This is a genomic window from Paraburkholderia sp. A1BS-2L (genome assembly GCF_051125205.1).
Taxonomy (GTDB): domain Bacteria; phylum Pseudomonadota; class Gammaproteobacteria; order Burkholderiales; family Burkholderiaceae; genus Paraburkholderia.
The window spans coordinates 837228-862392 of record NZ_CP120430.1 but is presented as its reverse complement, the minus strand read 5'-3'; the positions used below and the strand labels follow the sequence as shown (position 1 = coordinate 862392).

Here is a 25165-nt window from a genome sequence, read left to right as displayed (position 1 = left end):
GGCGTGGCCAGTTGTCCAGATGGTGGTGTTAGCGGAACCCGGGTACCCAGGGATTCAGAGCACCACCGTGCGGCCGTCGTTGATGAACACGCGGCGCTCCAGGAATGCCTTCACCGCGCGCCCGAGCGTCACGCACTCGACGTCGCGGCCCACGGCGAGCAGTTGCTCCGGTTTGCAGCTGTGATCCACGCGCTGTACCTCCTGCTCGATGATCGGGCCTTCGTCGAGATCGTCGGTGACGAAGTGGGCCGTCGCGCCAATCAGTTTCACGCCGCGCACATGCGCTTGATGATAGGGGCGCGCACCCTTGAAGCCGGGCAGGAATGAATGGTGGATGTTGATCGCGCGGCCCGCGAGGCGCTTGCTCGTTTCGTCAGACAAAATCTGCATGTAGCGCGCGAGCACGAGCAGTTCGGAGCCCGTCGATTCGAACAGGTCGAGGATCGCGGCTTCCTGCTGCTGGCGCGTTTCCGGCGTGACCGGCAGATGCCGGAACGGCAGCCCGTGCTGGCGCGCGAGCGGCTCGAAATCGGCATGGTTCGAGGCGATGGCCGCAATGTCCATCTGCAGTTCGCCCATGCGCCAGCGGAACAGCAGGTCGGCGAGACAGTGTTCGAGCTTCGACACCAGGATCAGCACCTTGGGCCGGACCTGCAGGTCGTGGATCGCCCACGTCATTTCATGTTGGCGCGCGGTGGCCTCGAATTCGCTGCGCAGGCTCGCGAGGTCGAGCTCGCCGTTGGTCCCCCGAATCACTTCGTGAAAGACGCAGCGCAGGAAAAAGCGCGAGCTGATGTCGTCGTCGAAGACGGTCAGTTCGTCGATGTAGCAATGGTGGCCGTCCAGAAAGCTGGCGACGGCGGCCACCTGTCCGGCGGCGCTCGGGCAGGACAGGGTCAGGACGTACTGATGCGGGCGAACGTCGGTGGACATGTGAGGGTCTCCAGGTATCGTAGCGATGCAAGGAGTAAGCCATTTTTTGGCCGCCAGCACATAGAACGCACCCGCTATGTTGCGGGTACGGAAACGCCAGGCGTCGTTAGCCGCCCGCACGCCGCGCTTCATGGCGCGCCGGCGCGTGCCGAAACGCGGCAGGCGCCGGGCGGCCGGCTGGACGCGCTCGACGCCGCAGCGGTTCGCTGCTTCCCGGCGTTTACTCGGCGCTTTCGCCGCGCGCCTTGTGCTGCGCTGCGAGCTTGTCCTGCTGCGCGGGCGGCACGGGGTCGTAGTGGCTTAGCTGGATGCTGTAGTTGCCGTGGCCGCCTGCGAGCGAGTTCAGGCGCGACTGGTAGTCGTTGAGTTCGGCGAGCGGCACCTTGCCTGCAATCACCATCGCATGGCCGCCCACCGTGCGCGTGCCGTGCACCTGGCCGCGCCGCGAGGACAGATCGCCGATGATGTCGCCCATGGCCGCTTCGGGCGTCATCACCTCGATGTCGACGATGGGTTCGAGCACGATGGGCTGCGCCTTGAGCACCGCATCGATAAAAGCCTTGCGCCCCGCCGTGACGAACGCCACTTCCTTCGAATCGACCGGGTGGCTCTTGCCGTCGTACACGGTCACGCGCACGTCCTGCATCGGGAAGCCCGCGAGCGGCCCGTTTTCGATCACCTGCTGAATGCCTTTCTCCACCGCGGGAATGAACTGCGAGGGAATCGCGCCGCCCTTGACCGCGTCGACGAATTCGAAGCCCGCGCCGCGCGGCAGCGGCTCCACGCGCAGCATGACCTCGCCGAACTGGCCCGCGCCGCCCGTCTGCTTCTTGTGGCGGCAATGGCCCTCAGCCTTGCCGCCGATGGTCTCGCGCCACGCGATGGTGGGCGGCCGCGTGATGACTTCGAGCTTGTGCTGTTCCGTGAGGCGCTCGAGCATGTAGCGCAGATGCAGTTCGCCCAGGCCGTGCACGACCGTCTCGTTGGTGCCCTCGGGATGCTCGATCAGCAAACAAGGGTCCTCGGCGGCGAGCTTTTGCAGGACCTCCCAGAGCCGCTGCTCGTGGCCGCGCCGCGCCGGCTCGATGGCAAGGCCGTAGATCGGATTGGGAAACTCGCACGGTGTGAGGTGGATATCGCCATCCTCGGGGGTGTCGTGCAGCACGTCGTCGAAGCTGATGTCGTCGGCCTTGGCCACCGCACAGATATTGCCGGGACCGGCGCGCTGGATCTCTGTGTGATCCTTGCCCTGCAGCATTAGCAGATGCGCGACCTTGAAGGGCTGGCGGCCGTTGCCGATATACAGTTGGCTGTCGCGCGTGACCGTGCCCTGATGAATGCGGAACACGGCCACTTTGCCGATATACGGGTCCACCACGATCTTGAACACATGCGCGAGCACGTGCTTGTCCGGGTCCGGCTCCGCTTGCATGGGCGTGCGCTTGCCCTCGCTCTCGCGATAGAACAGCGGCGGATTGCCTTCGGTGACGTTGGGCAGGAGACGCACGAACACGTCGAGCAATTGCGCAACGCCCGCGCCCGTTGCCGCCGAAGTGAAGCACACCGGCACCAGATGTCCTTCGCGCAGCGCCCGCTCGAAGGGCTCGTGCAATTGCTCGGGGCGGATGGCTTCGCCTTGCTCCAGATACAGCTCCATCAAGTCGGGGTCCAGTTCGATGACCTGGTCCACCAGCGCATTGTGCGCGGCTTCCACCGAATGAAAATCGGCCACGCCTGAGGGATTGAAAAAACAGTCGACTACCTCGCTGCCGTTTTGCGCGGGCAGATTGATGGGCAGGCACTGCTTGCCGAACAGTTCCTGAATTTGCGCGAGCAGGCCGGGCAGATCGACCTTTTCGCCGTCGATGCCGTTCACGACGATCATCCGGCACAGCTTGCGCTGCTGCGCCCAACTCATCATGCGGCTGGTGGTCATCTCGATGCCGGTGCGCGCGTCGATCACGATGGCCGCGGTTTCCACGGCTTCCAGCGCGCTGATGGACAGGCCCGCGAAGTCGGGGTAGCCCGGCGTGTCGAGCAGATAAATGCGCGTGTCCTGGTAGTCGAGATGCGCGAGCGCGGAATTGAGCGAATGATGGTATTTGCGCTCGAGCGGATCGAAATCGCACAGGGCGGTGCCGCGATTCACGCTGCCCGGTGCGTGGAGCGCGCCGCCTTGATGCAGCAGCGCTTCGGCGAGCGAGGTCTTGCCGCAGCCGGCGTGCCCAACGAGCGCGACTGTGCGGATGGCTTCGGGAGGGTAATCCATGGCCGCCATCGTCCAGTAGTGAATGTCCGGCAATTATTGGCGAAATTCGGGCGCTCTGCCAAATACAAGCGCGTACGGCTTGTGCGCGAGCGCGCGCAGCATGAGCGCCCAATGGGCGTCGTATCGAACGCCGGCGGCTTTCAACACGTCGTTTGACGCGTTAAAGCCGTGCAGGTTCGCTGCGCTGCAATATCCGGGGCTTGCCTTGTGGGATCCGTGCGCGGGGGGACAGGCTCGATGCCCATGCCTGCCGATCGTGCGCTGCGCTACGTGAACCACTGGAAGCTTCACTAGGGACGCCGCTGTTAGTGCGAGAACGGGCGGTGCCGACACCTGCGTCGACACATCCAGGTACTACGAACGCTGGAGACAGAGACACTAAAGCAAATCAAGCCTGAAGCAAGCGAACGTGCGCGAGTGGCCATTGCGGTCAGTGCTGACTCCCTCGCGACGTGGTTCGAGAGCGTTGCCTGGGACATTGCGAAAGACGAGTTCGTGCTGGAACTCATCGACGTTGCAGGCATTCCGTACGGACGCGCAGATTCTCGATTACGTGCCCTTGCTCGCGGCGAAGCGCGTGCGTGAAACCTTGCGAGCCGCGTCGAAAGCAAACCATTAAGCTTCTTGCCATCGTCCCGTCGGCTTTTTCGACCCCGGTCTTCTGGTTTTTGCACCGATATCCCGAGGTCGTCACAACATACACAGGCGCGGGGCATCGTCCACGTTTGCTGGCTCGTAGAGGAAGCCGAAGTTCTTCAGATGCGCATCGTTGTTTCGCACTACCTCGATTGTGCTATTGCTGCAGCGTGTCGCCGACGCCGAACGCCCTCACCGAGCTTCATCGCAAAGCGAAGACGTTACACGCGGACGGACGATTCCCGCCGTAGCGTGCCGCTGTCTCATGCTTGAACGACGTTTTGATGTAAGCGTTTAGCTCGAAGCTCAGATGCACGATCAAGTGATGCGTGGTTAAAAATTTTCGATATAAATCGTATATACTGTTTATATCGTTTTCACACTTGGAGGCCGGCATGACCACAGCAACTACTCGCAAGCCCACAAAGAAGGCATTTCACTTCCCGAAGTCAACTGTTCCTGGTGAGGAGCAAAGTGAAGCGCAAATGCCCATGGCGAACGTGAGCACGGGCAAAACCAAACGCTCCGAATCCCAGGCGAAAGATGCGGCATCGGTAAATCCGGAGGTGGCGGCGCCTGCACCCACAGCCGTCGGAAAGACCAAGGTCGCACGTGCGAAGAAGCAAAAGGTCATTCGTGACAGCTTCACGATGCCCAAGGCCGACTATGAGCGCATCGCCTTGCTCAAGCGGAAGTGCCTCGAAGCCGGTGTCGCGGTAAAGAAGAGTGAGCTTCTGCGCGCTGGTCTGCAGATGCTCGAATCCGCTTCGTCCAAGCGACTGGTGGCTGCGATTTCGGCACTCGAAACTGTCAAGACCGGTCGTCCGGCCAACAGCGAGCAAGACCGCGTGCCATCGTGACCCACACACGCGTTCAGTGAAGATGTCCGCGTGACAGGACGCTGGCGTAAGCGGTGTCCTGTGCGCAACGCCTCCCGAAGTTGCCGGCATTACGTGCAGTCGCGCCAAGGTGCCTGGGCAGGCGTGTCGGAACTCGAGCGACTTACCTGGCTGAGCGCCAAACTTGTGGCATTTCGCCGGACGCGATTCGCTGTAGCCAGCTTTTAACAGCCGTCTGTTAGTTCGCGCCTTGTCTTTATAGCCGGACATGGAAGGCTTCCTGTCTGTGTCATCGGAAAGCACCGTTTCATGTGCTACCTTGCGTGCTCAAAGCCAGAAGGACATTTCAGCCGATCACCAAAGGACGCTCATGGAATTCAGCAATGGCGCTGTACTTGAAGCTCTCCGACTTGCTTTGCATCGGCAAATACCGTGGCACAAGCGACCGGCAATTTTCACGTCGCTTCGCTCGCAAGGTCTGATCCAGATCGTTGACCAGAAACCTCCCCCCAGTACGAAGTATCTGCCGACCCTACAGATTGCTGTCCTGACCGAGAAAGGGCAGAAGGAAATCCAGCGCATCGAGGCGTCGAAGCACGTTTCTGGATGGCTGGACGACGACTACTTCGCAACGTTCCTTGCAGAGGTTGCATTCGCCTGACCACGCATCGTTGCGTTCTTGCCGTGTCGACGTTGAAAGAAGACAACGGTTCAATCCATTACCAAAAAGCCAGGTGCAAAGACGGTTCGAAAGCACCTCTCTGCCAGCGTCGAGCGCCTCCTGTCGGGCGTCAGACATTTCGGGAGCAACCGCCTTGCGGTCTTTCTGTTGAAGTTTGAGCAGTTCAATCAGGATGTCATAATCGCGCGCCTTGCCAGCCGAATCGGCGAGTGACCTGAAGAACTCGCGCTGTCGGGTATTTTCTCCCGCGCCTTCGCCTGCTCGATTGTCACCTGGATAATTGGCGGCGCAATGTCCGAAAATGCGGCCTCGGCGCACGCTTCGCGTAGCTCGCGTTCGTCCATTTCACCGCTGCCCATTCGCCCTCCGGGACCGTGTCCGACGACCAATATCGTGCCTCAGACTCCGCCATGGAAATGATCAGTTGGGCGTCAGGTTCCTTCAATTAACGTGAAAGGCGACGACCACCGATTTTACAACAGGGTTTATTGCGACACAGCCGCCGTCCGTCCTCGCAGCAGCGCGTGGCTCTCTTCGAATCCGATCACCATCAGGCCGGACGCCTCGCTCTTCGCGCGGCGTTTGGCGAGTGCCGCGACCGAGGCAATATCCTCGCTGGTATGAAGCAGTTGGCCAGTCTGCGACTCGACGTGCACGCAGCCGATCGCCATTGTCACGAAGGGAAAAAACGTCGGATTGCCGCGGCGGTCCTCGCCGTGGATGCCCCCTGCGAGCCGGTCGGCGGGCGCATAGAAGCGCTGCGTCCCTTCGTTGAAGACGTGGATCGCGCGTTGAGCGCGCTCGCGCCAGTCGTCGCTCTGGAACAAGATCAGGAAGTCATCGCCGCCGACGTGCCCCAGAAAGTCGCGCATCGGGTCGCAGACCTCCGTCAACACCTGCGCGGCGAACTTCAACACTTCATCGCCTTGCCAGTAGCCGTACTGGTCGTTGAAAGGCTTGAAATGATTCAGATCCACGTAGCACGCGTAAAAGCCCGAGTCGTTGCCAAGCAGGCGCCTGATGTGCGAGCTGATGGGAATGTTGCCCGGCAAGAAGGTGAGCGGATTCGCGTAGCGGGCCGCCTCAATGCGCACCTCCGTCACTGCGCGCACGAGGCTCTCGCCTGTGCCCAGCCCGACGTAGCGACCCTGATCGGTAATCACGAAGCCGTCCGCGAGATAGCGCTGGTCGTCGCTGGCGAGCAGCTTCGCCATGTTCTCGATCGTCATCGACTTTTCGATCACGACGGGCGATGTGTTCGCGAATAGCATGCACGGCCGCTTGCCGAAGAGCTCACGGTGATAGGGCAGCGCGTAGCGGTCCATGAACGCGCGCCGGTTGATCAGCGCGACAGGCTCGCCCTGTTCGACGATGACGACCGCGTGCAGGTTCGGCATCCGGTTGAACAGCCGGAGCACGTCGTTGTTTGTCGCCTCGCGTGGCAGCGCCGGCGCGCGCACGATCATTTTTGCGCACGCCATACCGCCCGAAAGCGATGCGTTGACCGCACGCGTCGCTTCGGGGAACACGGCGATGTGACCGGCGCGCAATGCTTCGCGGGCGTTGTCGGTGATGGCGCGCGGCGGCCTCGCATGCGGCTTGCCGAAGAAATAGCCCTGTCCGCAGCCGATGCCCATGTCGCGCACGACGATCAGATCCGATTCCTGTTCGATGCCCTCGGCCACGAGCCGCGCTCCGCTCGCCGCAGCGAAATGCTGCATTGCCTTGACGGCTTCGAACTTGAGCGGGTCGCTCGCGATGCCGTGGATAAAAAAGCGGTCAATCTTCACCACGTCCGGCTGCAGACGCACCCACAGATTCAAGCTCGCGTTCGCCGTGCCGTAGTCGTCGATGGCGAATTGCGCGCCCGCCGTACGCAAGACGGAGATCGCAGGCAGAAAGCTTGCGACATCGGGGATCGTGCTTTGCTCGGTCAGCTCGATCACGAGGCGCTCGGCCTCGACGCCCATTTTTCGTAACATCACGAACGTGCCATCGCGATCGGCGGCCAACTGGCGGATCGCTCCCGCACTGAAATTCAGGAATAGCTTGCCTTCGTACGCGAGTTGCGCGAACGCCTTGATGCAGGTGCGCGCGGCCGCGCATTCCAGCGCTATCGCGCTACCTTCGGCCTCCGCCTGAGCGAACAGGGCGTACGGCGTTTCGAGCGGTGTGCCGACCGGTCCGCGAATCAGGCCCTCATAGCCGAGAATGGCGCCGCCGTCGAAATCGACGATGGGCTGGAAGACGGCAGACAGGTCGCGATGTGCGATCAGGTCTTCGATGCGTGGCGCTATGGCGGGGAAAGGCGAGCGTTGGGACATGACAAACGACCGGAGCATTCGACTGTCGGCATATCGGCACTATTCATTATGAATTAAATGAATTTTTAGTGACAGCCGCCGTTTGTGTGCGATGGTGGCGCTTGCATGGTGTGCGAAGCGGGCTTCCTGCGCTGTGTCGCAGAACATGGGTTCCCTCGGCCGGAGGCGACCCATCTCGGATGCTCGTTCGGACATGCCGTCAACGGCGGGTTACAGAGGTCCAACGGTCGAATTTTCGTGAAATGGGGCGCGGTGCCTTAAGGTCATTCTCACAGTGAAACCCCGAACAGCTGAACGACCACACCACGCAGCCAGCGATTCCCGGCCTCGTGGTGATACCGCGCATGCCAGTGTTGCCGGACGGCAAAGCCATCCACGGGAATCGGGCATGAATGAACGGCGAGATCGTTGGCCTGAGCGAGCGTTTCGCCAATGTGACGTGGCAGCGTGGCGACCAGGTCGGTGGTCTGGACGATCGTTCCGAGCCCCAGGAAACCCGGCAGTTGCAGCACGACGTCACGCTCGATGCGCTCGCGAGCCAGCGCCTGTTCGAGCAACTGAGCACCCGTGCCCGCTTCGATGGCGACATGCCCCTCAGAACGGTACTGCTTCAACCCGAGCCGCCCGCGAACGCGCGGATGGTGCCGGTTCGTCAGGCACACCCAGTCTTGTTGATAGAGCTGCTGCTGGTAGATACCGCCGCTGAGCCACGGCACATAGCCGATGGCGAGGTCGGCTTCGCCCGACTCCAGCGCCCGTTCCGTGTTGCCGTCGATTCGCGCCGCCTCGAGCCGGATGCCGGGCGCCTGCGCTCGCACATGTGCGAGCAGTCTCGGCAGCAGCGTGATATGGCTCGCGTCCGTCATGCAGATGCGAAAGCGCCGTTGCGCGGTTTCGGGATCGAACGCGATCTCCCACGCGACGAAGCGCCTGAGCGATTCGAGAATTTCGCGGCAAGGCCCGATCAGCGCGTCGGCCTGCGGCGTCGGCGCCATGCCACCGGGCGTGCGGATGAAAAGCGGGTCCTGCAAATACTCTCGCAGTCGCCCGAGCCAGATGCTGATGGTGGGCTGGCTCTGGCCCAGTTGCTCGGCCACGCGCGTGACGCTGCGCGCGTCGTACAGAAGGTCGAACAGCTGTAACAGTTTCAGATCGGGCAGGTCGGTCGGCATCATGGCGTAGCGGACATTATTGTCTGGCGCAATGACACCATTGTAGCCATTGCATTGTCCATATGAGCAGCAACGCCTATCGTGTGCCTGCACGTCAAGGAGAAACTCAGTGAAGATTGCGATTCTCGGCGCCGGCGCACTAGGCTGCGCGATCGGCGCCACTCTCACGGAAGGCGGCCACGAAACCTGGCTGCTGGACCGTTCGCCCGTTCATGTCGAAATAATGCGTCGCGACGGTCTGCGGGTCGACGACGATAGCGGCTCGCGACGCATCGCGGTGCGCGCCGCGACGCAGGCGAGCGAAGTCGGTGTGGCCGACGTGGTCATCGTACTGGTCAAGTCCTTCCACACCCACGCTGCGATGCGCGGCGCACTCGCACTGATCGGACCCGAAACGCTCGTGCTGTCGCTTCAAAACGGACTCGGGCACGAAGACGTCCTCGCCGATATCGTGGGCCGCGCACGCGTGCTCGCGGGCAAGACCTATGTCGGCGGCGTGTTGTGCGGTCCAGGGCATATCCAGTCGGGTGTCGCCGGCAAGGCGACCTATATCGGCGAACTCGATGGACAGATCACGCCGCGCGTGCGGGCGATCGCCGAGGCATTCAATGCTGCCGGGCTGATGACCACAGTCAGCGACAACATCATGGGCACGATGTGGGACAAGCTGCTCGTGAACGTTGCCACGGGCGCGATCACGGGCATCACGCGTCTGACCTACGGTCAGCTTTATGACGAACCGCTGTTGAAGGCGACGGCGCTCGCGGCCATCGGCGAGGCCATCGCGGCCGCGCAGGCGGCCGGCATCGCGCTGTCGATGACGAACCCCGAACAGGCCTGGACACTTGCGGCCGAAGGCCTCTCTCCCGCGTTCAAGACGTCGATGCTGCAAAGCCTCGAGAAAGGCTCCGTCACGGAGGTCGATTTCATCAACGGCTCGGTGGTGCGCTGGGGACAACGGCTCGGTGTGCCGACGCCCGTCAACGCGACGCTGGTGGCATGCATCAAGGGCATCGAACGCGCGATGGCCGACGAGCAGCGCAAGGAGGCAACGGCATGAGCGGCACGAAGGCTTATCTGGAGCATGTTGCGATCTGGGTGAAGGACATTCAGTGGCATATCCGCTTCTTCGAAGACGTGCTCGGCATGAGCATGCGCGAAGTCGACGGCACCGCCGACGCACCGCGCCAGTACTGGACGCTCGGCGGCCTGCAGTTCATTCATGCCCCGCAGCACGAAGGCCCCGAAGGGCGCCTTGCCCATCTGGGCGTCATGTGCGAAGACCTGGAAGCGGCGTTGGCTGCGGCCCAAGCCTATGGCGTAAGCGAAATGCCGCAAGGGCGCAACTGGCTGCGTCTGCCCGACGGGCTCGCCGTCGAACTGATTCAGTCCAAACCTGCGTCGTGTGTCGCGCAGGCGATGAGCATCAACCCGCGCGCGGAGGCGTGAGCATGACGATCATCGAGAAGTACTGGGACGACGCCCGCAAAGGCGACGAGTGCGTGAGCCCGAACTACACCGTGACGAAGGAGCGCATCTTCGCCTACGCCGACCTCACTGGCGACCATACGCCCGTGCATGTGGACGAAGCTTATGCCAAAGCGAGCCACTTCGGCTGCCTCGTTGCGCATGGACTGTTTGGACTTTCGATTGCCGACGGCCTCAAGACCCAGAGCGAATATCGTTTTCTGCCCGGCATGTCGCTTGGTTGGACCTGGGATTTCCTGTTGCCCATCCGGGTCAACGACGTCCTGCATGTGAAGTTTCGCGTCGGCGCCATGCGGCCCAGCAACAGCCGTCCGGGCTGGGGTATCGTCGTGCTGCCATCTGAATTGATCAATCAGGATGACCAGGTAGTTCAGCGCGGCGAGCATCGCCTGATGGTGCCGCGCCGGCCGGGAGCGCACTGATGCAGGCCCGTCCTCTCGAAGGCATTCGCGTTGTCGACTATAGCCACTTCCTCGCCGGTCCGTACGTGGGCCGCTGCCTCGCGGCGCTTGGCGCCGAAGTCATCAAGGTAGAGCGTCCCGGTAGCGGCGACGCCGGACGCCAGCACGCGACCGTGCTGGACGACCAGCAAAGCGGCTATTTCCTGCAACTGAACATGGGCAAGCGCGGCGTCAGCGTCAACATGAAAGACGCACGCGGCAAGGAGTTCATGCGCCGCCTGTGCGACTCGGCAGATGTGTTCGTCGAGAACTACCGTCCCGGCGCGCTGGACAAGCTCGGGCTGGGCTATGAGGCGTTATCCGCGCGCAATCCAGGTCTCGTCTACTGCTCGATTTCGGCATACGGCCACACGGGCCCCGACGCACATCGCGCCGGCTTTGGCCTGATCGCGGAAGCGAAGAGCGGCATCATGCAGATGGTGGGCACGCCCGGCGAGCCGCCGCCGCTGCTGCGCATTTCGCTCGGCGACATGTACACGGGCATTCACGCGGTGGCGGCGATCAACGCGGCGCTGCTCGGAAGGGTTAAGAGCGGACACGGCCAGCACATCGACATGGCGCTCTACGACACGCTCGTCTCGATGCACGAGTACGCGGTGCAATGCTATACGCTGCAAGGCGTGCTGCCGGAGCAGGCAGGCCACGACACGCCGACCTCGACGCTCTATGGTGTATTTCGCGCCGCCGACGGCGACCTCGTGATTGCGGCGCAGGTGGATGACGCGTGGAAGCGCCTCGCCGCGCTGATCGAAACGCATGGCGGACCTGCGGGATTCGGGAGCGATACGCGCTTTTACGATGGCGTCGGCCGCAATACACATCGGCAGGCGATTCTCGCCGTCGTAGAGCCGTGGGTTGCCGCGCGCCCCGTCGCGCAGGTGCTCGAACTGCTGGATGGCATCGATGTGCCTTGTGCGAAGGTGCAGCGCATCGACGAGGTGCTCGACGATCCGCAAATCCAGGCGCGCGGCATGGTGGTCGAGCAGCATCATCCGCGTTATGGAAAGCTGCGTCTGCCCAACCTGCCCTTCCGCTTTTCTCATTGCGACACGACCATTCGTGACGTCGCGCCTGATCTCGGGCAGCACAACACGGAGGTCGCGCAATCGCTCGGCTTTTCTGCCGCCGAGATCGACGCGATGCAAAGCGAAGGCGTTCTCTACTCGAAGTGAGACACCATGACTGACCGGTATGCAGTGATCGGGAATCCGATCGGACACACGAAATCGCCGTTGATTCACGGTCTGTTTGCCGAAGCGACGCAACAGGCGATGTCCTACGTCGCGATAGAAGGACTGCTTGACCCTGAAGAGGGCTTTGCGAAGGTCGTGCGACAGTTCGCGGCGGAAGGGGGCAAGGGCATGAACGTCACGGCGCCCTTCAAGCTGAAGGCCTTCGCGCTCGCCGACGAGCGCAGCGAACGCGCGGCGTTGGCCGGTGCCGCCAATGCGCTGAAGTTCGAAAGCGGCCGGATCATTGCCGAGAATTTCGATGGCATTGGCTTGTTGCGCGATATCGAGGTCAATCTCGGCGTTCCGCTTGCCGGCAAACGCGTGTTGATGCTTGGTGCAGGCGGCGCGGCCCGCGGTGCGCTGCTGCCGTTTCTCGACGCAGGTCCCGCCGAACTGGTCATCGCCAACCGCGACGTTGCCAAGGGCGAGGCGCTGGCAGCCCAGGTCGGTGCGCGTGGTGCTGCGCTGCGTGCTCGCGGCTATGGCGATCTACCGGCGATGGGCCGATTCGATCTCGTGGTCAATGCGACCTCCGCGAGCCTGACGGGCGAACTGCCACCCGTCCCGCCGAGCGTATTCAGTCCCGATGGCACCGCCTATGAGCTGGCGTACGGCAAGCGGCTCACGCCGTTCCTGCGGCTCGCGCGCAACGCAGGCGTGCATGGCGTCGCCGACGGCGTGGGCATGCTGGTCGAGCAGGCCGCCGAAGCCTTTGCATGGTGGCGCGGCGTGCGTCCACAGACGGCCGCGGTCATCGACTGTCTCACTGTGCCGCTCGACTGATCGCGTAAAGGAGAACCCGATGAAAAACGTCCTGATGCTTCATGGCGTCAATCACAACACGTTCGGCAACTGCGGGCCGTCCATGCGGAGATCCGCAATTGAGCGGCGCGCCTGAATTGCAACCCGGCTACTGCCACAGAGATAAATGATACGGCGAATGACGGCTCTCGAATGCAGGAAAGACTGTCAAACGTCACTTATTCAATGTGCCTGACTGGCTGATGGTGGCCGGGTGCACTCGTTGACGTAGGCGCCGTAAAAGTTGCCTTTGACGATCTGGTCCGTGGAAGAATCATCGAACTGGTGCGATCGGCCAACTGCAGCCTTTGGGCCAAGACGAGGTTGCCAACGATCCATCGTCCGCAACGCCGCCGCATGCGGCCAATTCCACGTTGCATGGCTAACGTGCGCGTATCATCGCTGGACGTCCGGCTGCGCTAATGACACTGGCTGTACTGGCACGCACAAGCGGGGCCAGAAAAAAGAGCCTGTAGCGTCAGCTGTGCGCCGCAACTGACGAGCAATGCATCGATCTGGTCCAATGCGCTGAGAGGAAGATCCTGTGCAAGCAGTATGCGAGCCTCGTAGGTACGGTTTCGACATGCAGCCTTGTCTGAAATAGCGCGTTCCAACAAATCGACAAATCGCGTGATTTCGGCGAGCAGACCCTTTCGATCGATAGATCCGGTGCCCACGGCCATATTCCGAAGAGCGACGCCCAGCACGAGAAGATCGCTGATCTCTGAAGTCAGTCCGAAGCCGTCCATTGCAGCTCTCCCTGTGAATGATCACAGCTTCCGCGCTTGCTGCTTGAGTCACTGTACTGCATTCCGGACGATGGCGGGGCGACCGAAAGGCAAGCGTTTTGGCCAGCGATGATGCACGGGGCCTGGGGCGTCTGGGAATTGCCTGCTACGGTCGAAAGGCCGATAGACTCCTTTGGAGCCGACGCCGGAACGTCCCACCGACGACGCATGTGAACGGCGGTTTGTGGCCGTAGCCTCGCCACTTCACGGTGCTCCGACGGCATGCGTCGAACATCAACAGAATTGCGCGCTCGAGCCAGGCGGACCACAACGTGGCCGCAGCCTTGTTCGTCAATCCGGGCTTTCAATTGTTGGCAACAACGATATCGACTTTGAACGTCCGCAATTGGCAGGACAACACCCTATGACCGCGCGCGATATTCGTCTAGAGCGCGACCCTCATGCCTGGTGCGCAACCCGACTCATTGCAGATGGTCGGTCCGCGCTGCTGCGAACGCCTACGCTACGGAGGGGCTGTCTCGCGATGCTGTTACCGGCTGTACGCAAATGTTCCTTGACCATCGTCTGAACCGGTCATGCCAGAATTGATTAGCAATCCAAGCCGAGTTCTTTGGCAGCACATCTGCATCACAGCGTAACCCGTTGCATTGTCGTCACTTGACGGTGAACGATCGAAGCAGCAGCGTTGGGTTGCCTGGGACAGCCGTTTACCCCCGCTGTTAGAATAGCGGCCTTTTTCTGGGAGAGACAAATGTCCTGGTTTATCTATGAAGTGCCCGAATACAATGAAGACGGGGCGCGCATTGAACCCTTCAGCGACCTGCGTAGCCGCGTCATGAAAGTAAGTGGGCAGGCAATGGCTGACGAACTGGAAAGCGTCCGCGAGAACGCCGCAACGACGGCGGACACGCCCACGCGCCCGCTACGTGCTGCAGAAAATCCTCACGTATTCCCGATTCCCTATGCCGACTCCATGATCCTGGTCGGGTTCATCTTCGAACTGGAGCGTGAGTTCCGACAATTGGTGGTGTCACCTGTGGAAATGCCTTGGCTGAAAGGCGCATAGAGAACGAGACGAGCGAATCTGATCCTGGTGCCGAACGCGGAAGCTCAATGAAGCGCCGGCCCCTGCTGGCGCGCCCTCAACTTCGGATTCGGTAGTTTGCGCACGAGAACGGGGCCCGCAGAAGTGGCCTAATTTTTGATATTTTCCTCGCAATCGTTCCAGTAGCGCAGCGGATCCCCATGTTGTGGGTAACGTGAACTGAGCCATAGTGACAGCCTGCTCCAATCCGGATGATGGGTACCCGTTTTCGCGGACCAGATTGACGATCTCTCGAGAATCTGGCCGTTTCCTCGATCACGGACAACCAGGCTGCCCAGCCCACTTGAACTGTTCGCCTGCGACTCAACCAGATACCTGGGCAGAATCCGGAGTTCAGCGTCCTCGGCCCACCCAAAAAGGGCGCGGACAACACCAGTGGAATCGCGCAACTCTATGGGCCCACTTTGCGGACGAACGGCTGTCCATCCCTCAGGAAATTCGGCGACAACGTGGCTTTCCTCCTCCCGTACCCACCTCACGCGCCATGCGCGCACCATCGCCTCGCGCAAGGCGGATATCGATTCGTATCCAGCAGGCAATGCGATCGCTAGCGGGAGTGTGATGAGGTTGTCTTTCCAGAGTTTGGCTTCGTCGTCGACGCGCCTGATCTCGGTGAACGTCCCTGCGTCGAATGGGTTCTCGGGCCGACTCGACACGCTTGCGTTCGAGGCGGGAAGTCCCTCGAAGAGTCGTTCAGCATCAAGACGCGTGAGTTTCGTCTTTCCTTTCTTCATTTGCTCCTCTTCAGCATGATTGATGTCTCGCGAATACCCTGGCCCCGACAACCGAAGTCACGCGTGTTTGAACGGGCGGGTGATCTTGATCTGGCGCGATCCGCTAGTTCGTCGCGAGGTCGGAGCGTATGGCGCGGCTTGTGTCGTCATCCGTGCGCCCAGAGAGTGGTGGGGTCGATCCATGCTGGATTGGATGACTGTGACGGGCAGCGCTCACTTGCGAGACGACATTCGCGAATAGACGATATTGGCGTGTTACCGCCCGAGCGTGGTCGATTGCGCTTTTCGCCTGCGCCAACCGAAGGAATTAGCCCCCGGCGCGCTTCACCCGATGACCGGACTTTTTGAGCTCTTCGATAATACGGTCACAATGGTCACCCTGCACTTCAATCAGACCATTCTTGACCGTTCCACCCGAGCCGCAGGCGGCGCGCAATTGCTTGCCCAGCGAGGCCAGGGCAACGGGGTCGAGCGCCAACCCTCTCACGACCGTCACGCTCTTCCCGCCCCGCCCTTTGGTCTCGCGAACTACCCGCGCGACGCTGTCCCCTGCGGGTTGTGTCCTGGCAATCGTCTTGCATATACATTCCGCGACCGTGTGCCGGCACTCGGGACACATCCGCCCGCCATCTGTGGAGTAAACGAGGTCACCCTTCGAACTGCTCTTGATGATAGGCATACACAAAGACATAAAGGCCAGCAATCGCCGAGTTTAGCAGGTTGCGTTTGCCCCTCCTGACTGCGTTCCATTTCTTTTTGAATATCTGGTCCGACACTGAGCGGTCCCACAGCAAAGTCTGTGCGGAATAACTCGCATGCGATCGCATCGCGGCTCTCGCGGACTCTTCGCGACGATCGAAGCGCTATCGCCGCTGCTCGACAACCCCTGACGAAATCCTGCGCTGGATTTCAGGCGATAACCTTCTGCTCTGCGTCAGCCTGTTCGCGCATGCGACGGGCTTCGTCGCGCAGGAACTGCTGGTAATCGTCCAGATCGCCGTCGAAGGGTTCGACGCCGCCCTTGGTGACCAGCCAGAATTCGTCACAGACGGCGCGAAGCAGGGCCCGGTCGTGACTGACCAGCATCACCGTCCCTTCGAATTCGTTGAGCGCCATCGCTAGCGCTTCGCGTGTTGCCAGGTCGAGGTGGTTGGTAGGCTCGTCGAGCAGCAGCAGGTTGGGGCGCTGCCATACGATCATGCACAACACGAGCCGCGCCTTTTCGCCGCCGCTCATCGTGCTCACCGCCTGGTGGACCGTGTCGCCACTGAAGTTGAAGGTACCGAGGAAGGTGCGAAGCGATTGCTCGGTGCCGCTCTGGCCTGGAGCGCGCAAGTGCGCCGGTGTGTCCCTGGCGAGGCGGATCATGTGTTCCATCGGCGTGTCGAGCGGGCGCAGCACGTCCAGCTCCTGCTGGGCGAAATAGCCGATGTTCAGGCCTTTGCCTTCGCTGATTTCGCCGGCAATCGGCTCCAGCGCGTGCGCTACCGTCTTCACGAGCGTGGACTTGCCTTGGCCGTTGGCACCGAGAATGCCGATGCGCTGCCCTGCCAATACGGAACGATTGATGCCGCGCACGATGACCGTAGGCGGCGTCCCCGACAGTGCGCCAGTCGGCGCGGGGTAACCGAAGCTCGCGTCCAGCATCGACAACAGCGGGTTCGGGACGTTGAGGGGTTCCTTGAATTCGAAGTTGAACTCCGCTTCCGCGAGCACCGGTGCGATCTTCTCCATGCGTTCGAGCGCTTTGACCCGGCTCTGCGCCTGTTTAGCCTTCGAGGCCTTGGCCTTGAAACGGTCGATGAACTTCTGCAGATGGGCGATCTTGTCCGCCTGCCTGGCCATCGCGGCCTGCTGCAACTCGAGCTGCTCGGCGCGCATGTCTTCGAACTTGCTGTAGTTGCCGCCATAGCGCACCAGCTTGGCGTTGTCGACGTGCACCGTCACCTGTGTCACCGCGTCGAGGAATTCGCGGTCATGGCTGATCACGACCAGGGTTCCTTGATAGCGCTTGAGCCAGGCTTCCAGCCAAACCAGCGCGTCCAGGTCAAGGTGATTGGTTGGCTCGTCGAGCAGCAACAGGTCGGACGGGCACATCAGTGCGCGCGCCAGTTGAAGTCGCATGCGCCAGCCGCCGGAGAAACTGTTGACCGGCTGATCAAGCTGCGCGGCCGTAAAGCCCAGTCCCAGGATCAGCGCCTGGGCACGTGCGGGGGCATCGTGTGCTCCGGCATCATGCAGGGCCATGTAGGCGTGCGCCATGCGCATGCCGTCGTCGCTGGCCTCGGCGGCGGCGACTTCGGCGTGGGCAGCCAGAAGGGCGGTGTCACCCTCGACCACGAAGTCAGTCGCGCCCTGCTCGGTTTCCGGCATCTCCTGCGCGACCTGGCCCATCCTCCATGCGGCTGGAATCGAGAACTCGCCGCTGTCTTCGTGCAGCGTGCCGTTGAGAAGGCCGAAGAAGGACGACTTGCCGGCGCCATTGCGGCCGACAAGACCAATCTTTTCGCCGGGGGTGAAGGTGACGGACGCGCGGTCGAGCACGACTTTAACGCCGCGGCGCAGCGTGACATTACGGACGGAAATCATAAGGAGCTACTTCGGAGAGGAATGGCATGATAGCCGACCGGACGTTAAGGGTCGTCTTTTTTGAGCCGCATGCGCTTTGCGGCGCCCATCGGTCACAAGGCAAGGGAGGCCCTGACGCACCACGCGGACCGGCTGCGGGGCCAGCGAATATCGTGGTGAATGACGGGTCCCAGCCGACTGTATTGACATTTTCACCAAACGAGAATGGTGGGCCTTAACTGTCACTTTGGCTAATGCGCTCGCTCTGGGGCCAATGACGCGTCAGGTGGGGGCCGCTCTATCCGCGCGTGTCGACCCAGTTGCGTGCCCAGCGTGTCGAGTGCTCCAGTGCCTGTTCTTCACTCGCGAAGTAGTCGAGCGAATAGAACTGATAGCAGCCTTCGAATTGCGCGCTATCGGCGCGTTCGAGCAGCAGATTGGATGAAAAACTACCGTCCGGCAAACGATGTGCGGACGGCTGAACGGCATAGCCGTTGTATTGTTGAAAGTGTTTGTTTTGCATTTTAATTTTATTGATATCCGAATGCGCGTGTGTCGTGAGAAACGTGCACAGGCGAGCCGATTCAAAGCCATTGCGAGCCGAGTCTGGAGCAGTCGGAAAGCGAAAAGGCGTAGGAGTCGAGGGAGAGAGTGAGGTGCAACGAGGCGTATGGCGTCTGGCAAGCTGCCGGATATACGGGCAGCTAAGGGCAATCGCGCCAACTTTGGGAGACAACGCTCCGCGAGGGTGTCGCTGCAACCCGGCGTCCGTCGTCGGTGGCCGGGTTCTTCAAACTTTACATCGGCTTGATGTTAGCCGCTTGCAGACCCTTCGGGCCTTGCTTCGTTTCGAAGCTCACCTTCTGGTTTTCAGCGAGCGTCTTGAAGCCGTCGGTCTTGATCTCGGAGAAATGAGCGAAGAGGTCGTCGCCACCCTTGTCCGGGGTGATGAAGCCAAAGCCTTTGCTGTCGTTGAACCACTTAACGGTACCGGTTTCCATGAATAATCCTTGAAGGAAAAATACGAAGATTCGCTCTCTTAATGAGAGCGCGTGAAGCGACAAGGAGGGAGAGGACCACGAATACCGCTGAGGAGCGAGCAATTGATGAACAGCAATCGAACTTCTTGACCTTCGGGCGACACACTAACCGCGCGGGTGTGCCAGCGTCAAGACTTAACTTGTAACTGTTGCTCCATGCAGCCGTTCGGGTGGTTGAACAATGCGGCCCCGATTGCCTGCACCCCTCATTAGGCATGGCGTACGGCTGGACTGCGCCAGCAGGCGTTCGCCACTCTGTACGGCCTCCTTGCCGATGTTCCGCGTGAGCAGCCTGGGCTATGCGATGGACGGCCGTTTTATCAGCGGCGGCCGCCGTCGCTTCGGTCAGTAGCGCTTTTTCGGTGGTAACGACCGTTTTATCTGCTTGCGCACACGCGCCACTGCGGCAGCCTTTTTGCGCTTTCGTTCTGCAGTAGGCTTTTCATAGGCTGTCCGGGCACGAAGTTCCGGAATCAGGCCTGTGCGCTCAATGGCGCGACGGAAGCGGCGCAACGCAACGTCCACGGGTTCGTCGGGTTTCAGAATTACAGTAGTCAACTCGTTCCTTTGAGATCCGGCAGGACTGAGAACGGCGATCTGGCGCCATCTCCATTTACAAGGCAGCGATCGAGCGGATCGTGGTGAGCATCGGCGACCCTTTTGCTTACACCTCGCTGCGGCACAAGTGTAGCAACTGTCGTCCCTTTTCGTGCGGGTCAAACGGAAAGCGCCTGGATACCCGGTCGCGGGCCGCTATCGGCTCCGATCCCCGGGGTGCGCGTCCGTTGAAGCCGGATCGTTCGTCGCGCCCCGCAGTTCAGCAGGAGCGAGGCTGCGCGACCGAGCGCGCGCAGAGGTTGGGTTGAAAGCCAAGCAGTGATCGGCAGCACGCGACCCTCTCCGGCCGTTTGCCCGGCTTCGTGCTCAAAGACTGCGTTCAAACGCATAGGCGACGCTCCCGGCGCCTCTCTGTCATGCCGCGTAATGGTCAACCCTGGCACATTTTGGCGCGCAAAGTGAAACGACACTGAGGGGCTCAATTGACAATACCTCCCCCTTTCGCAGTCGACGGATGCGGCTAAGCGCGCTTGTTCCCGGGAGTCCGACGGTCAGCGCTTATTTCCAAAATTTAAGCAACCACATGATGCCCGCATCGCTTAGTGTAACCGTCGCTGTTTTGCGCTGTATGCCCGGGAGCCCGGAAACATCCCCGCATCCGGATTGGCCGAATGGGAAGATGCTGGCGCGGCAGCCGACAAGACTAAACTAATGGAGACACAGGAATGGAGAAGTTGCTGTATCAAGTGGAGGATCGCCCCCCGATCGTGACAGCTGTACTGCTGGCGCTCCAGCACCTGCTTGCGGCGTTAGGTGGCATTATTGCCGTGCCCCTCGTACTCGGTGGGGCGCTGAAACTCCCCACGGATCAGGTGATCGCGCTGGTGAATGCCGCCTTGCTGGGTTCCGGTATTGTCACGATCATCCAATGCAAAGGTGTTGGGCCGGCTGGTATTCGCTTGCCATGCGTGATGGGTACCAGTTTCACGTTCGTCGGCGCCGGCATCAGCGTCGGTCTCGAACACGGCGTGCCGGGAATTCTGGGTTCTTCCCTGGTGGGCTCGCTAGTCATGATTGCGGGCAGCTATTTCATGCCGGCAATTCGTAAGCTGTTTCCGCATACCGTGACCAGCGTCGTGGTAACGATGATCGGCCTCTCCCTGATACCAGTGTCCGTCGACTGGGCCGCCGGCGGCTTCGGCAGCGCTCACTATGGAGCACCAGGTAACCTTGCAATTGCAGGCTTTGTGCTGGTACTGGTCATTGCGTTCGTTCAGTGGGGCAAGGGCATCGTTTCGGCATCCGCGGTGGTACTTGGCATGCTTATCGGTTACCTAGTGTGCCTGCCGCTGGGGATGATCGACTTTGCGCAACTCCGCGCTGCGCCCATCATTGCGTTGCCGCAGCCCATGCACTTTGGCTTGAGCTTCCCGATCTCGGGCATCGTCGCTATGTCGCTGGCCTTTCTCGTCACAATCGTGGAAACCACAGGTACGTTCATGGCACTGGGGGCAGCAACGCAGACACCCATGCCGGGCAAGAAGTTAGCACGCGGCATCCTGTGCGATGGTGTTGGATCTGCCTTCGCTGCGCTGATGTCCAGTCCGCCCGTGTCAACTTTTGCGCAAAACGTCGGCGTAGTGTCGTTGACTGGGGTCGCCAGCCGGCATGTGGTAATGCTGACCGGCGTGATGCTGCTCCTGGCTGGCTTGTTCCCCATGCTCGGCGCTCTGGTGGTCACGATTCCGCAACCGGTATTGGGTGGCGCAGGGCTGATGATGTTCGCGATGATCGTCGCCGCTGGCATTCGGATGCTTGGCAAGACTGAGCAAACTAAACGCAACAGTCTGATTATCGCCGTATCGATTGGTTGTGGTCTCGCGGTGACCTTCAGGCCAGAACTGCTGTCCCAGTTCCCGGCATTCATGAAAGAGGTATTCGGATCCGGCATCACCGTTGGGGCATTGGTGGCCGTTCTGCTAAATCTGTGCCTGCCTGGTCGCGAACTCGAAACCTACGATGACGACGAGTTCGAGGTGAGCGAGCGGAAGTTTGTTCAGGAACCTGCGTGATTTGCGTAACGCATCCGCGCGAGGGAGCTTGAACGTACGGCTATGACGCTGTAGTTAACGAAACTGAGGGAACGTCTCTTTACTGATGCGGAGCCGTCGTCTGAGTGTCAAGGCGATTGCGCAATCGGATGACGCTTCATGGCCGATACCGGAAGTCCGCCGTCTGACTTAAGGATGCACACGAGTTCATCGAGGTAGGCCACGCTCAACGGTGAGGGCTTCGCGGCACATCAGGAGGCGCTCTTTAGAGATCGCGTTGGGTAGCAGATTTCGAGAAAAACTCCGTACCAGCTCAATCGAATCGCAGTCAACCACCTCTTTCTGGCTTCAGGCGCATAGGAATGCAATCGTCTTCTCGTTGAAAGCCAACGCAGAATCGACGCTGCTGATATGTGCCGCCCCAGGAATTTCGACGAAGCTTGCACCTGGAATTTGTGCGCTCATTTTCTTGCCTATCGATGGTGGCGAGATGCAATCGTCGCCGCCGGCAATAATGAGGACGGGCTTGGCGATGTTCACGAGCCGGCTGCTTGCGTCGTAGCCCACAATGCCTTGTGCGATACGCGCCAGCGATTCGCCATCGGACGTTGCTGCGATGGCGTGCCAAATCTGCCAAGTGGACATGGCCGCGTTGCTCGCTCTGAACGACGCGCTCACATTGAAGGGCCACGCGCCTTCGAAGCGCCGGACCGGCCCGTCTTCGCTGCGAAACGTGCTGGCCCATTGTTCGACAAGGGTGCGAAACGCGTCCGTCGCCGTCGAGGGGAAACTGTTGGCCAGCACGAGCCGCTCGACGCGTGCGCCCCAGGTGAGAGCTAGTTCGATGGCGATGAGGCCACCCAATGAAAGACCCACAATGGAGGCACGTTCGATGGCCAGATGATCGAGCAGTGCGATGACGTCGCACGCAAGATCTTCAATCCTGAGAGGAGCGTCGACTCGTGCCGACGCACCGTGACCCGCATGGTCCGGCACGATGACACGGAACCCCGCTTCAACAAGCGGTGGGATCTGCGGACTCCAGGCGCGGCCCGAGTTTCCGATGCCGTGCAATAGCACGACGGGGCGGCCTTGGCCGAATTCGACGTAATAGTTGCGGCGTTGTGCGTGGACGTAGTAAGCCATCTTGAGTCTCCTGCGTCAGGCGTGGGGAGAAGAAAGACGCGCATAGGAGCGCGGGGAAAAGCGTGTACCGAGCAGGCAAAGGAGGAGTGCACCCACCACCATGATTGCCCACGCACCGGAAAGATCTGCGAAGCGGTCTCGCAACGCGCCCGCGACCAGTGGCATGAGACTCGCGATGACATAGCCGCCGCCTTGTACGAAGGCCACGAGTTCTCCTGCACGCACCGGATCCTCGCTATGGTCAAGCGCAACGATCAACGACAGGGGGAAGAGTGCGCCGATACCCAGACCGAGCAGCACGCATGCGACAGGCGCAAGTGCGATCGGTGCTGCCAGTAGGCAGACCAGGCCGCCGATCAGCAGGGCGAGTGCGGCGAGCAGTGGCTTGCGGCGGTCAGGCATGCGCTCAATCGCGGCCGATACGCCGAGCCCGGCAATGACTTCGGCCACTGTGACACCTGCGAGCAGATATCCGGCATGAGCGCGGCTCCAGCCGAGTTGGATATAGAAGGGCGGCAGCCACGCGAGGACCAGCGTGTATGCGCCAGTGCCTACGCCGAAGAACAGCATCAGTTCCCACGCTCGCCACCTACGCCAGACCGCGCAACGTGCCATTCGGACTCGAGGCGCCTGGAAGAGGGGCGCATGGGCCGAATCCGTCCGGCGCGTAGACTTGAGCCAGAGAGCCCATGCTAAGGTCGCGGGTAGCGCCCAGAATGCTAGCGCGCTGGGCCAACCGAACACCTCCGCAAGCGGGGCGGCCAGCGCGGCCGCGGCAGCAGCTCCGCCCATGATCGCGGTGGTGTACATCCCCATCGTTGCACCTGCGCGTGAGCCGTAGACGCGCTTGATAAACGTCGGAATCAACGCTTGTACCAGCGCGATTCCTGTGCCGGCAAGGACCGCGGTGATCAGCATCGCTGTTCCGCCATACCAGAAAGCACGCGCCGCGCACGCCATGGCAATCAGGGCGATACCGAGGCCGACATATGTGCGCTCGCTCCCGCGTCTCTGGAGTGGCCCGCTGAGCAATGCGCCTACACCCATGACGGCTACCGGCAGCGCGGTGAGCATCCCGGCGCTCGCATGATCGAGGCCTGTGGCGGCCATGATGTTTTCCAGCAGAGGACCGACACCGGCCATCGTCGGCCGCAGGTTCAGCGCGAGCGCGATGATCGCGCTCGCGAGGACCCACGAGGCATTCGCTGCTTTTGGATGTGTCATATATCTCTACATAAAGTATCTTTACATCGAGTAAAATAACCTGGTTACAACGGGGACGCAAGCTGATATCTTGGCGTCAAGAAAATTGCTTTGGAGGTATAGAAATGGGGCGAGCCACGCGCGCGGCTGAACAGTGGCGAAGGGAGATGCCTGAAATTGACGCGAACGTCATGGCGACGGTCGGGCGTTTGCTGGAGGCGACCCATTTGATCGAACGCACACGGCTTGTGCCGCTCGCGGCGCAATTCGGCTTGCAGACAGGGGAATTCGACGTGATCGCGGCTTTGCGCCGCGCAGGTGCGCCGTACCAGCTCACTCCCACTGAACTCTACGAGTCGCTGATGCTGTCGTCCGGTGCGATGACGAGCCGGCTCGACCGGCTCGAGCGTTCGGGGCTCATCGAGCGGCGAGCGTCGGCGAAGGATCGACGTAGCGTAGACGTATGCCTGACACAGAAGGGGGCTGACCTGATTGCCGAAATCCTGCCGCACCACATTGCCAACGAGCAGGATGCGCTGAAATTGCTGAGCGCGCGAGAGCGCGAGCAGCTCGATCACCTGCTTGACAAGCTGATACGCGGGGTCGAGACGTGAGTATCGCCGTGCTACATGCGTCGCCCCGAAGTGACCGCGGATGCCTCGTGAATCCTTGTGCGGACTACAGTCGTGTCGGGCTTCGCCAGGACACCTTTCGAGGGTGACGATACCTCAAAGGGTATTACGAGAAGCGGATCAAACTTCGTCGCGTAGCTTTACGGGCGTGCTGCCGATGGGCCGTTGGCCGGATCGTCAACGCGCCGCAAAACGGGAGCGGTACTCGACGGGCGTTAGCCCCAGGGACTGACGGGTCTGCTTTTTTAACGCATGCGTGCTCAAAAGTGAACGGGACTGAACGTTCGTCTCCTCGATTCCAATCGCCGCTGTCGAGTTCTGCAAGCTTTGTCGCCAAGGTCGTCATCACTATGTTGATGTCAGTGATCGAGCAATCGATGATGTGCTGTGCTCCAGTGGCGCTGCCGTTATAGCGGGTCCTCAATTCGTTATGAGCTGCAGATCGGGACGAGTAACCGAAGCTCTTTACACCATCGGATTTCAAGGTAAGGATGTGTCGTTTTGAGGCCTTGTTTGCTATCTTCGTTTCACCGACTACCCCA

The 25165-nt window shown here is 61.1% G+C and carries 25 protein-coding genes; 11 read left to right on the top strand and 14 right to left on the bottom strand.

What is annotated here, in order from left to right; translation table 11 throughout:
* Positions 1–54: 54 nt before the first annotated feature.
* Both purU and fusA read right to left on the bottom strand, forming a co-directional pair.
* Positions 55–933, bottom strand: coding sequence for a formyltetrahydrofolate deformylase (purU, locus tag P5W98_RS28460; protein WP_421027139.1), 879 nt, complete (start codon positions 931–933; stop codon positions 55–57).
* Between the two features lie 220 nt (positions 934–1153).
* A complete protein-coding gene (fusA, locus tag P5W98_RS28455; protein WP_421027138.1) occupies positions 1154–3202 on the bottom strand; it encodes an elongation factor G in 2049 nt (682 codons plus the stop codon).
* 409 nt (positions 3203–3611) lie between these two features.
* On the opposite strand from fusA, the gene P5W98_RS28450 reads away from it, so the two are divergent.
* From P5W98_RS28450 to P5W98_RS28440, 3 genes are all read left to right on the top strand, one after another.
* Positions 3612–3821: a DUF3562 domain-containing protein gene (locus P5W98_RS28450; protein WP_421027137.1), complete on the top strand. Its 210-nt coding sequence runs from the start codon at positions 3612–3614 to the stop codon at positions 3819–3821.
* 412 nt (positions 3822–4233) lie between these two features.
* Complete coding sequence (locus P5W98_RS28445) at positions 4234–4698, top strand: hypothetical protein (protein WP_421027136.1); 465 nt, start codon at positions 4234–4236, stop codon at positions 4696–4698.
* A gap of 247 nt (positions 4699–4945) precedes the next feature.
* On the top strand, positions 4946–5338 hold the full coding sequence (locus tag P5W98_RS28440; RefSeq protein WP_421073385.1) for a hypothetical protein: 393 nt from the start codon (positions 4946–4948) through the stop codon (positions 5336–5338).
* Positions 5339–5526: 188 nt separating this feature from the next.
* On the opposite strand, the gene P5W98_RS28435 is transcribed toward P5W98_RS28440, so the two are convergent.
* From P5W98_RS28435 to P5W98_RS28425, 3 genes are all read right to left on the bottom strand, one after another.
* A complete protein-coding gene (locus tag P5W98_RS28435) occupies positions 5527–5718 on the bottom strand; it encodes a hypothetical protein (RefSeq protein WP_421027134.1) in 192 nt (63 codons plus the stop codon).
* Between the two features lie 126 nt (positions 5719–5844).
* Entirely contained in the window at positions 5845–7683 is a 1839-nt protein-coding gene (locus P5W98_RS28430; protein ID WP_421027133.1) for an EAL domain-containing protein, read from the bottom strand.
* Between the two features lie 269 nt (positions 7684–7952).
* Positions 7953–8858, bottom strand: a complete 906-nt coding sequence (locus tag P5W98_RS28425; protein WP_421027132.1) for a LysR family transcriptional regulator — start codon at positions 8856–8858, stop codon at positions 7953–7955.
* A 106-nt stretch (positions 8859–8964) separates the two neighbouring features.
* On the opposite strand from P5W98_RS28425, the gene P5W98_RS28420 reads away from it, so the two are divergent.
* Genes P5W98_RS28420 through aroE form a run of 5 tightly spaced genes read left to right on the top strand, consistent with a single transcriptional unit; the run spans position 8965 to position 12819 of the window.
* Positions 8965–9915, top strand: a complete 951-nt coding sequence (locus tag P5W98_RS28420) for a ketopantoate reductase family protein (protein ID WP_421027131.1) — start codon at positions 8965–8967, stop codon at positions 9913–9915.
* Positions 9912–10304: a VOC family protein gene (locus P5W98_RS28415; RefSeq protein ID WP_421027130.1), complete on the top strand. Its 393-nt coding sequence runs from the start codon at positions 9912–9914 to the stop codon at positions 10302–10304. The genes P5W98_RS28420 and P5W98_RS28415 overlap by 4 nt, the downstream gene beginning before the upstream one ends.
* 2 nt (positions 10305–10306) lie before the next feature.
* Positions 10307–10765, top strand: a complete 459-nt coding sequence (locus tag P5W98_RS28410) for a MaoC family dehydratase (RefSeq protein WP_421027129.1) — start codon at positions 10307–10309, stop codon at positions 10763–10765.
* Positions 10765–11976, top strand: a complete 1212-nt coding sequence (locus tag P5W98_RS28405) for a CaiB/BaiF CoA transferase family protein (protein WP_421027128.1) — start codon at positions 10765–10767, stop codon at positions 11974–11976. The genes P5W98_RS28410 and P5W98_RS28405 overlap by 1 nt, the downstream gene beginning before the upstream one ends.
* Before the next feature lie 6 nt (positions 11977–11982).
* Positions 11983–12819 carry a shikimate dehydrogenase gene (aroE, locus tag P5W98_RS28400; RefSeq protein ID WP_421027127.1) on the top strand — a complete coding sequence of 279 codons (837 nt, stop codon included), beginning with the start codon at positions 11983–11985 and terminating at the stop codon, positions 12817–12819.
* Positions 12820–13256: 437 nt separating this feature from the next.
* Here aroE and P5W98_RS28395 read toward each other — a convergent pair whose 3' ends face one another.
* Positions 13257–13586 carry a hypothetical protein gene (locus P5W98_RS28395; protein WP_421027126.1) on the bottom strand — a complete coding sequence of 110 codons (330 nt, stop codon included), beginning with the start codon at positions 13584–13586 and terminating at the stop codon, positions 13257–13259.
* 751 nt (positions 13587–14337) lie between these two features.
* Between P5W98_RS28395 and P5W98_RS28390 the strand changes: the two genes are divergently transcribed.
* Entirely contained in the window at positions 14338–14652 is a 315-nt protein-coding gene (locus tag P5W98_RS28390; RefSeq protein WP_421027125.1) for a helicase, read from the top strand.
* 128 nt (positions 14653–14780) lie between these two features.
* Here P5W98_RS28390 and P5W98_RS28385 read toward each other — a convergent pair whose 3' ends face one another.
* From P5W98_RS28385 to rpsU, 6 genes are all read right to left on the bottom strand, one after another.
* A complete protein-coding gene (locus tag P5W98_RS28385) occupies positions 14781–15425 on the bottom strand; it encodes a hypothetical protein (RefSeq protein ID WP_421027124.1) in 645 nt (214 codons plus the stop codon).
* Between the two features lie 307 nt (positions 15426–15732).
* Positions 15733–16095 (bottom strand): translation initiation factor Sui1, encoded by a 363-nt coding sequence (locus P5W98_RS28380; RefSeq protein ID WP_421027997.1) that lies wholly within the window; start codon positions 16093–16095, stop codon positions 15733–15735.
* A 239-nt stretch (positions 16096–16334) separates the two neighbouring features.
* Positions 16335–18014: an ABC-F family ATP-binding cassette domain-containing protein gene (locus P5W98_RS28375; RefSeq protein WP_421027123.1), complete on the bottom strand. Its 1680-nt coding sequence runs from the start codon at positions 18012–18014 to the stop codon at positions 16335–16337.
* Positions 18015–18291: 277 nt separating this feature from the next.
* Positions 18292–18516 carry a hypothetical protein gene (locus tag P5W98_RS28370; protein WP_421027122.1) on the bottom strand — a complete coding sequence of 75 codons (225 nt, stop codon included), beginning with the start codon at positions 18514–18516 and terminating at the stop codon, positions 18292–18294.
* A gap of 274 nt (positions 18517–18790) precedes the next feature.
* On the bottom strand, positions 18791–18994 hold the full coding sequence (locus P5W98_RS28365; protein ID WP_421027121.1) for a cold-shock protein: 204 nt from the start codon (positions 18992–18994) through the stop codon (positions 18791–18793).
* 384 nt (positions 18995–19378) lie between these two features.
* Positions 19379–19591 (bottom strand): 30S ribosomal protein S21, encoded by a 213-nt coding sequence (gene rpsU / locus P5W98_RS28360; RefSeq protein ID WP_322061210.1) that lies wholly within the window; start codon positions 19589–19591, stop codon positions 19379–19381.
* A gap of 725 nt (positions 19592–20316) precedes the next feature.
* Here rpsU and P5W98_RS28355 point away from each other — a divergent pair.
* The gene (locus P5W98_RS28355; protein WP_421027120.1) at positions 20317–21663 is read left to right on the top strand and encodes a nucleobase:cation symporter-2 family protein; all 1347 of its coding nucleotides are present in this window, start codon (positions 20317–20319) and stop codon (positions 21661–21663) included.
* Between the two features lie 327 nt (positions 21664–21990).
* Here the strand turns inward: P5W98_RS28355 and P5W98_RS28350 are convergent, their stop codons facing one another.
* Together P5W98_RS28350 and P5W98_RS28345 are read right to left on the bottom strand one after the other, a co-directional pair.
* Positions 21991–22788: an alpha/beta fold hydrolase gene (locus P5W98_RS28350; protein WP_421027119.1), complete on the bottom strand. Its 798-nt coding sequence runs from the start codon at positions 22786–22788 to the stop codon at positions 21991–21993.
* Positions 22789–22803: 15 nt separating this feature from the next.
* A complete protein-coding gene (locus P5W98_RS28345) occupies positions 22804–24012 on the bottom strand; it encodes an MFS transporter (RefSeq protein WP_421027118.1) in 1209 nt (402 codons plus the stop codon).
* A gap of 104 nt (positions 24013–24116) precedes the next feature.
* Here P5W98_RS28345 and P5W98_RS28340 point away from each other — a divergent pair, with 104 nt between their 5' ends.
* The gene (locus P5W98_RS28340) at positions 24117–24605 is read left to right on the top strand and encodes a MarR family winged helix-turn-helix transcriptional regulator (RefSeq protein WP_421027117.1); all 489 of its coding nucleotides are present in this window, start codon (positions 24117–24119) and stop codon (positions 24603–24605) included.
* The last annotated feature ends 560 nt before the right edge of the window (positions 24606–25165 follow it).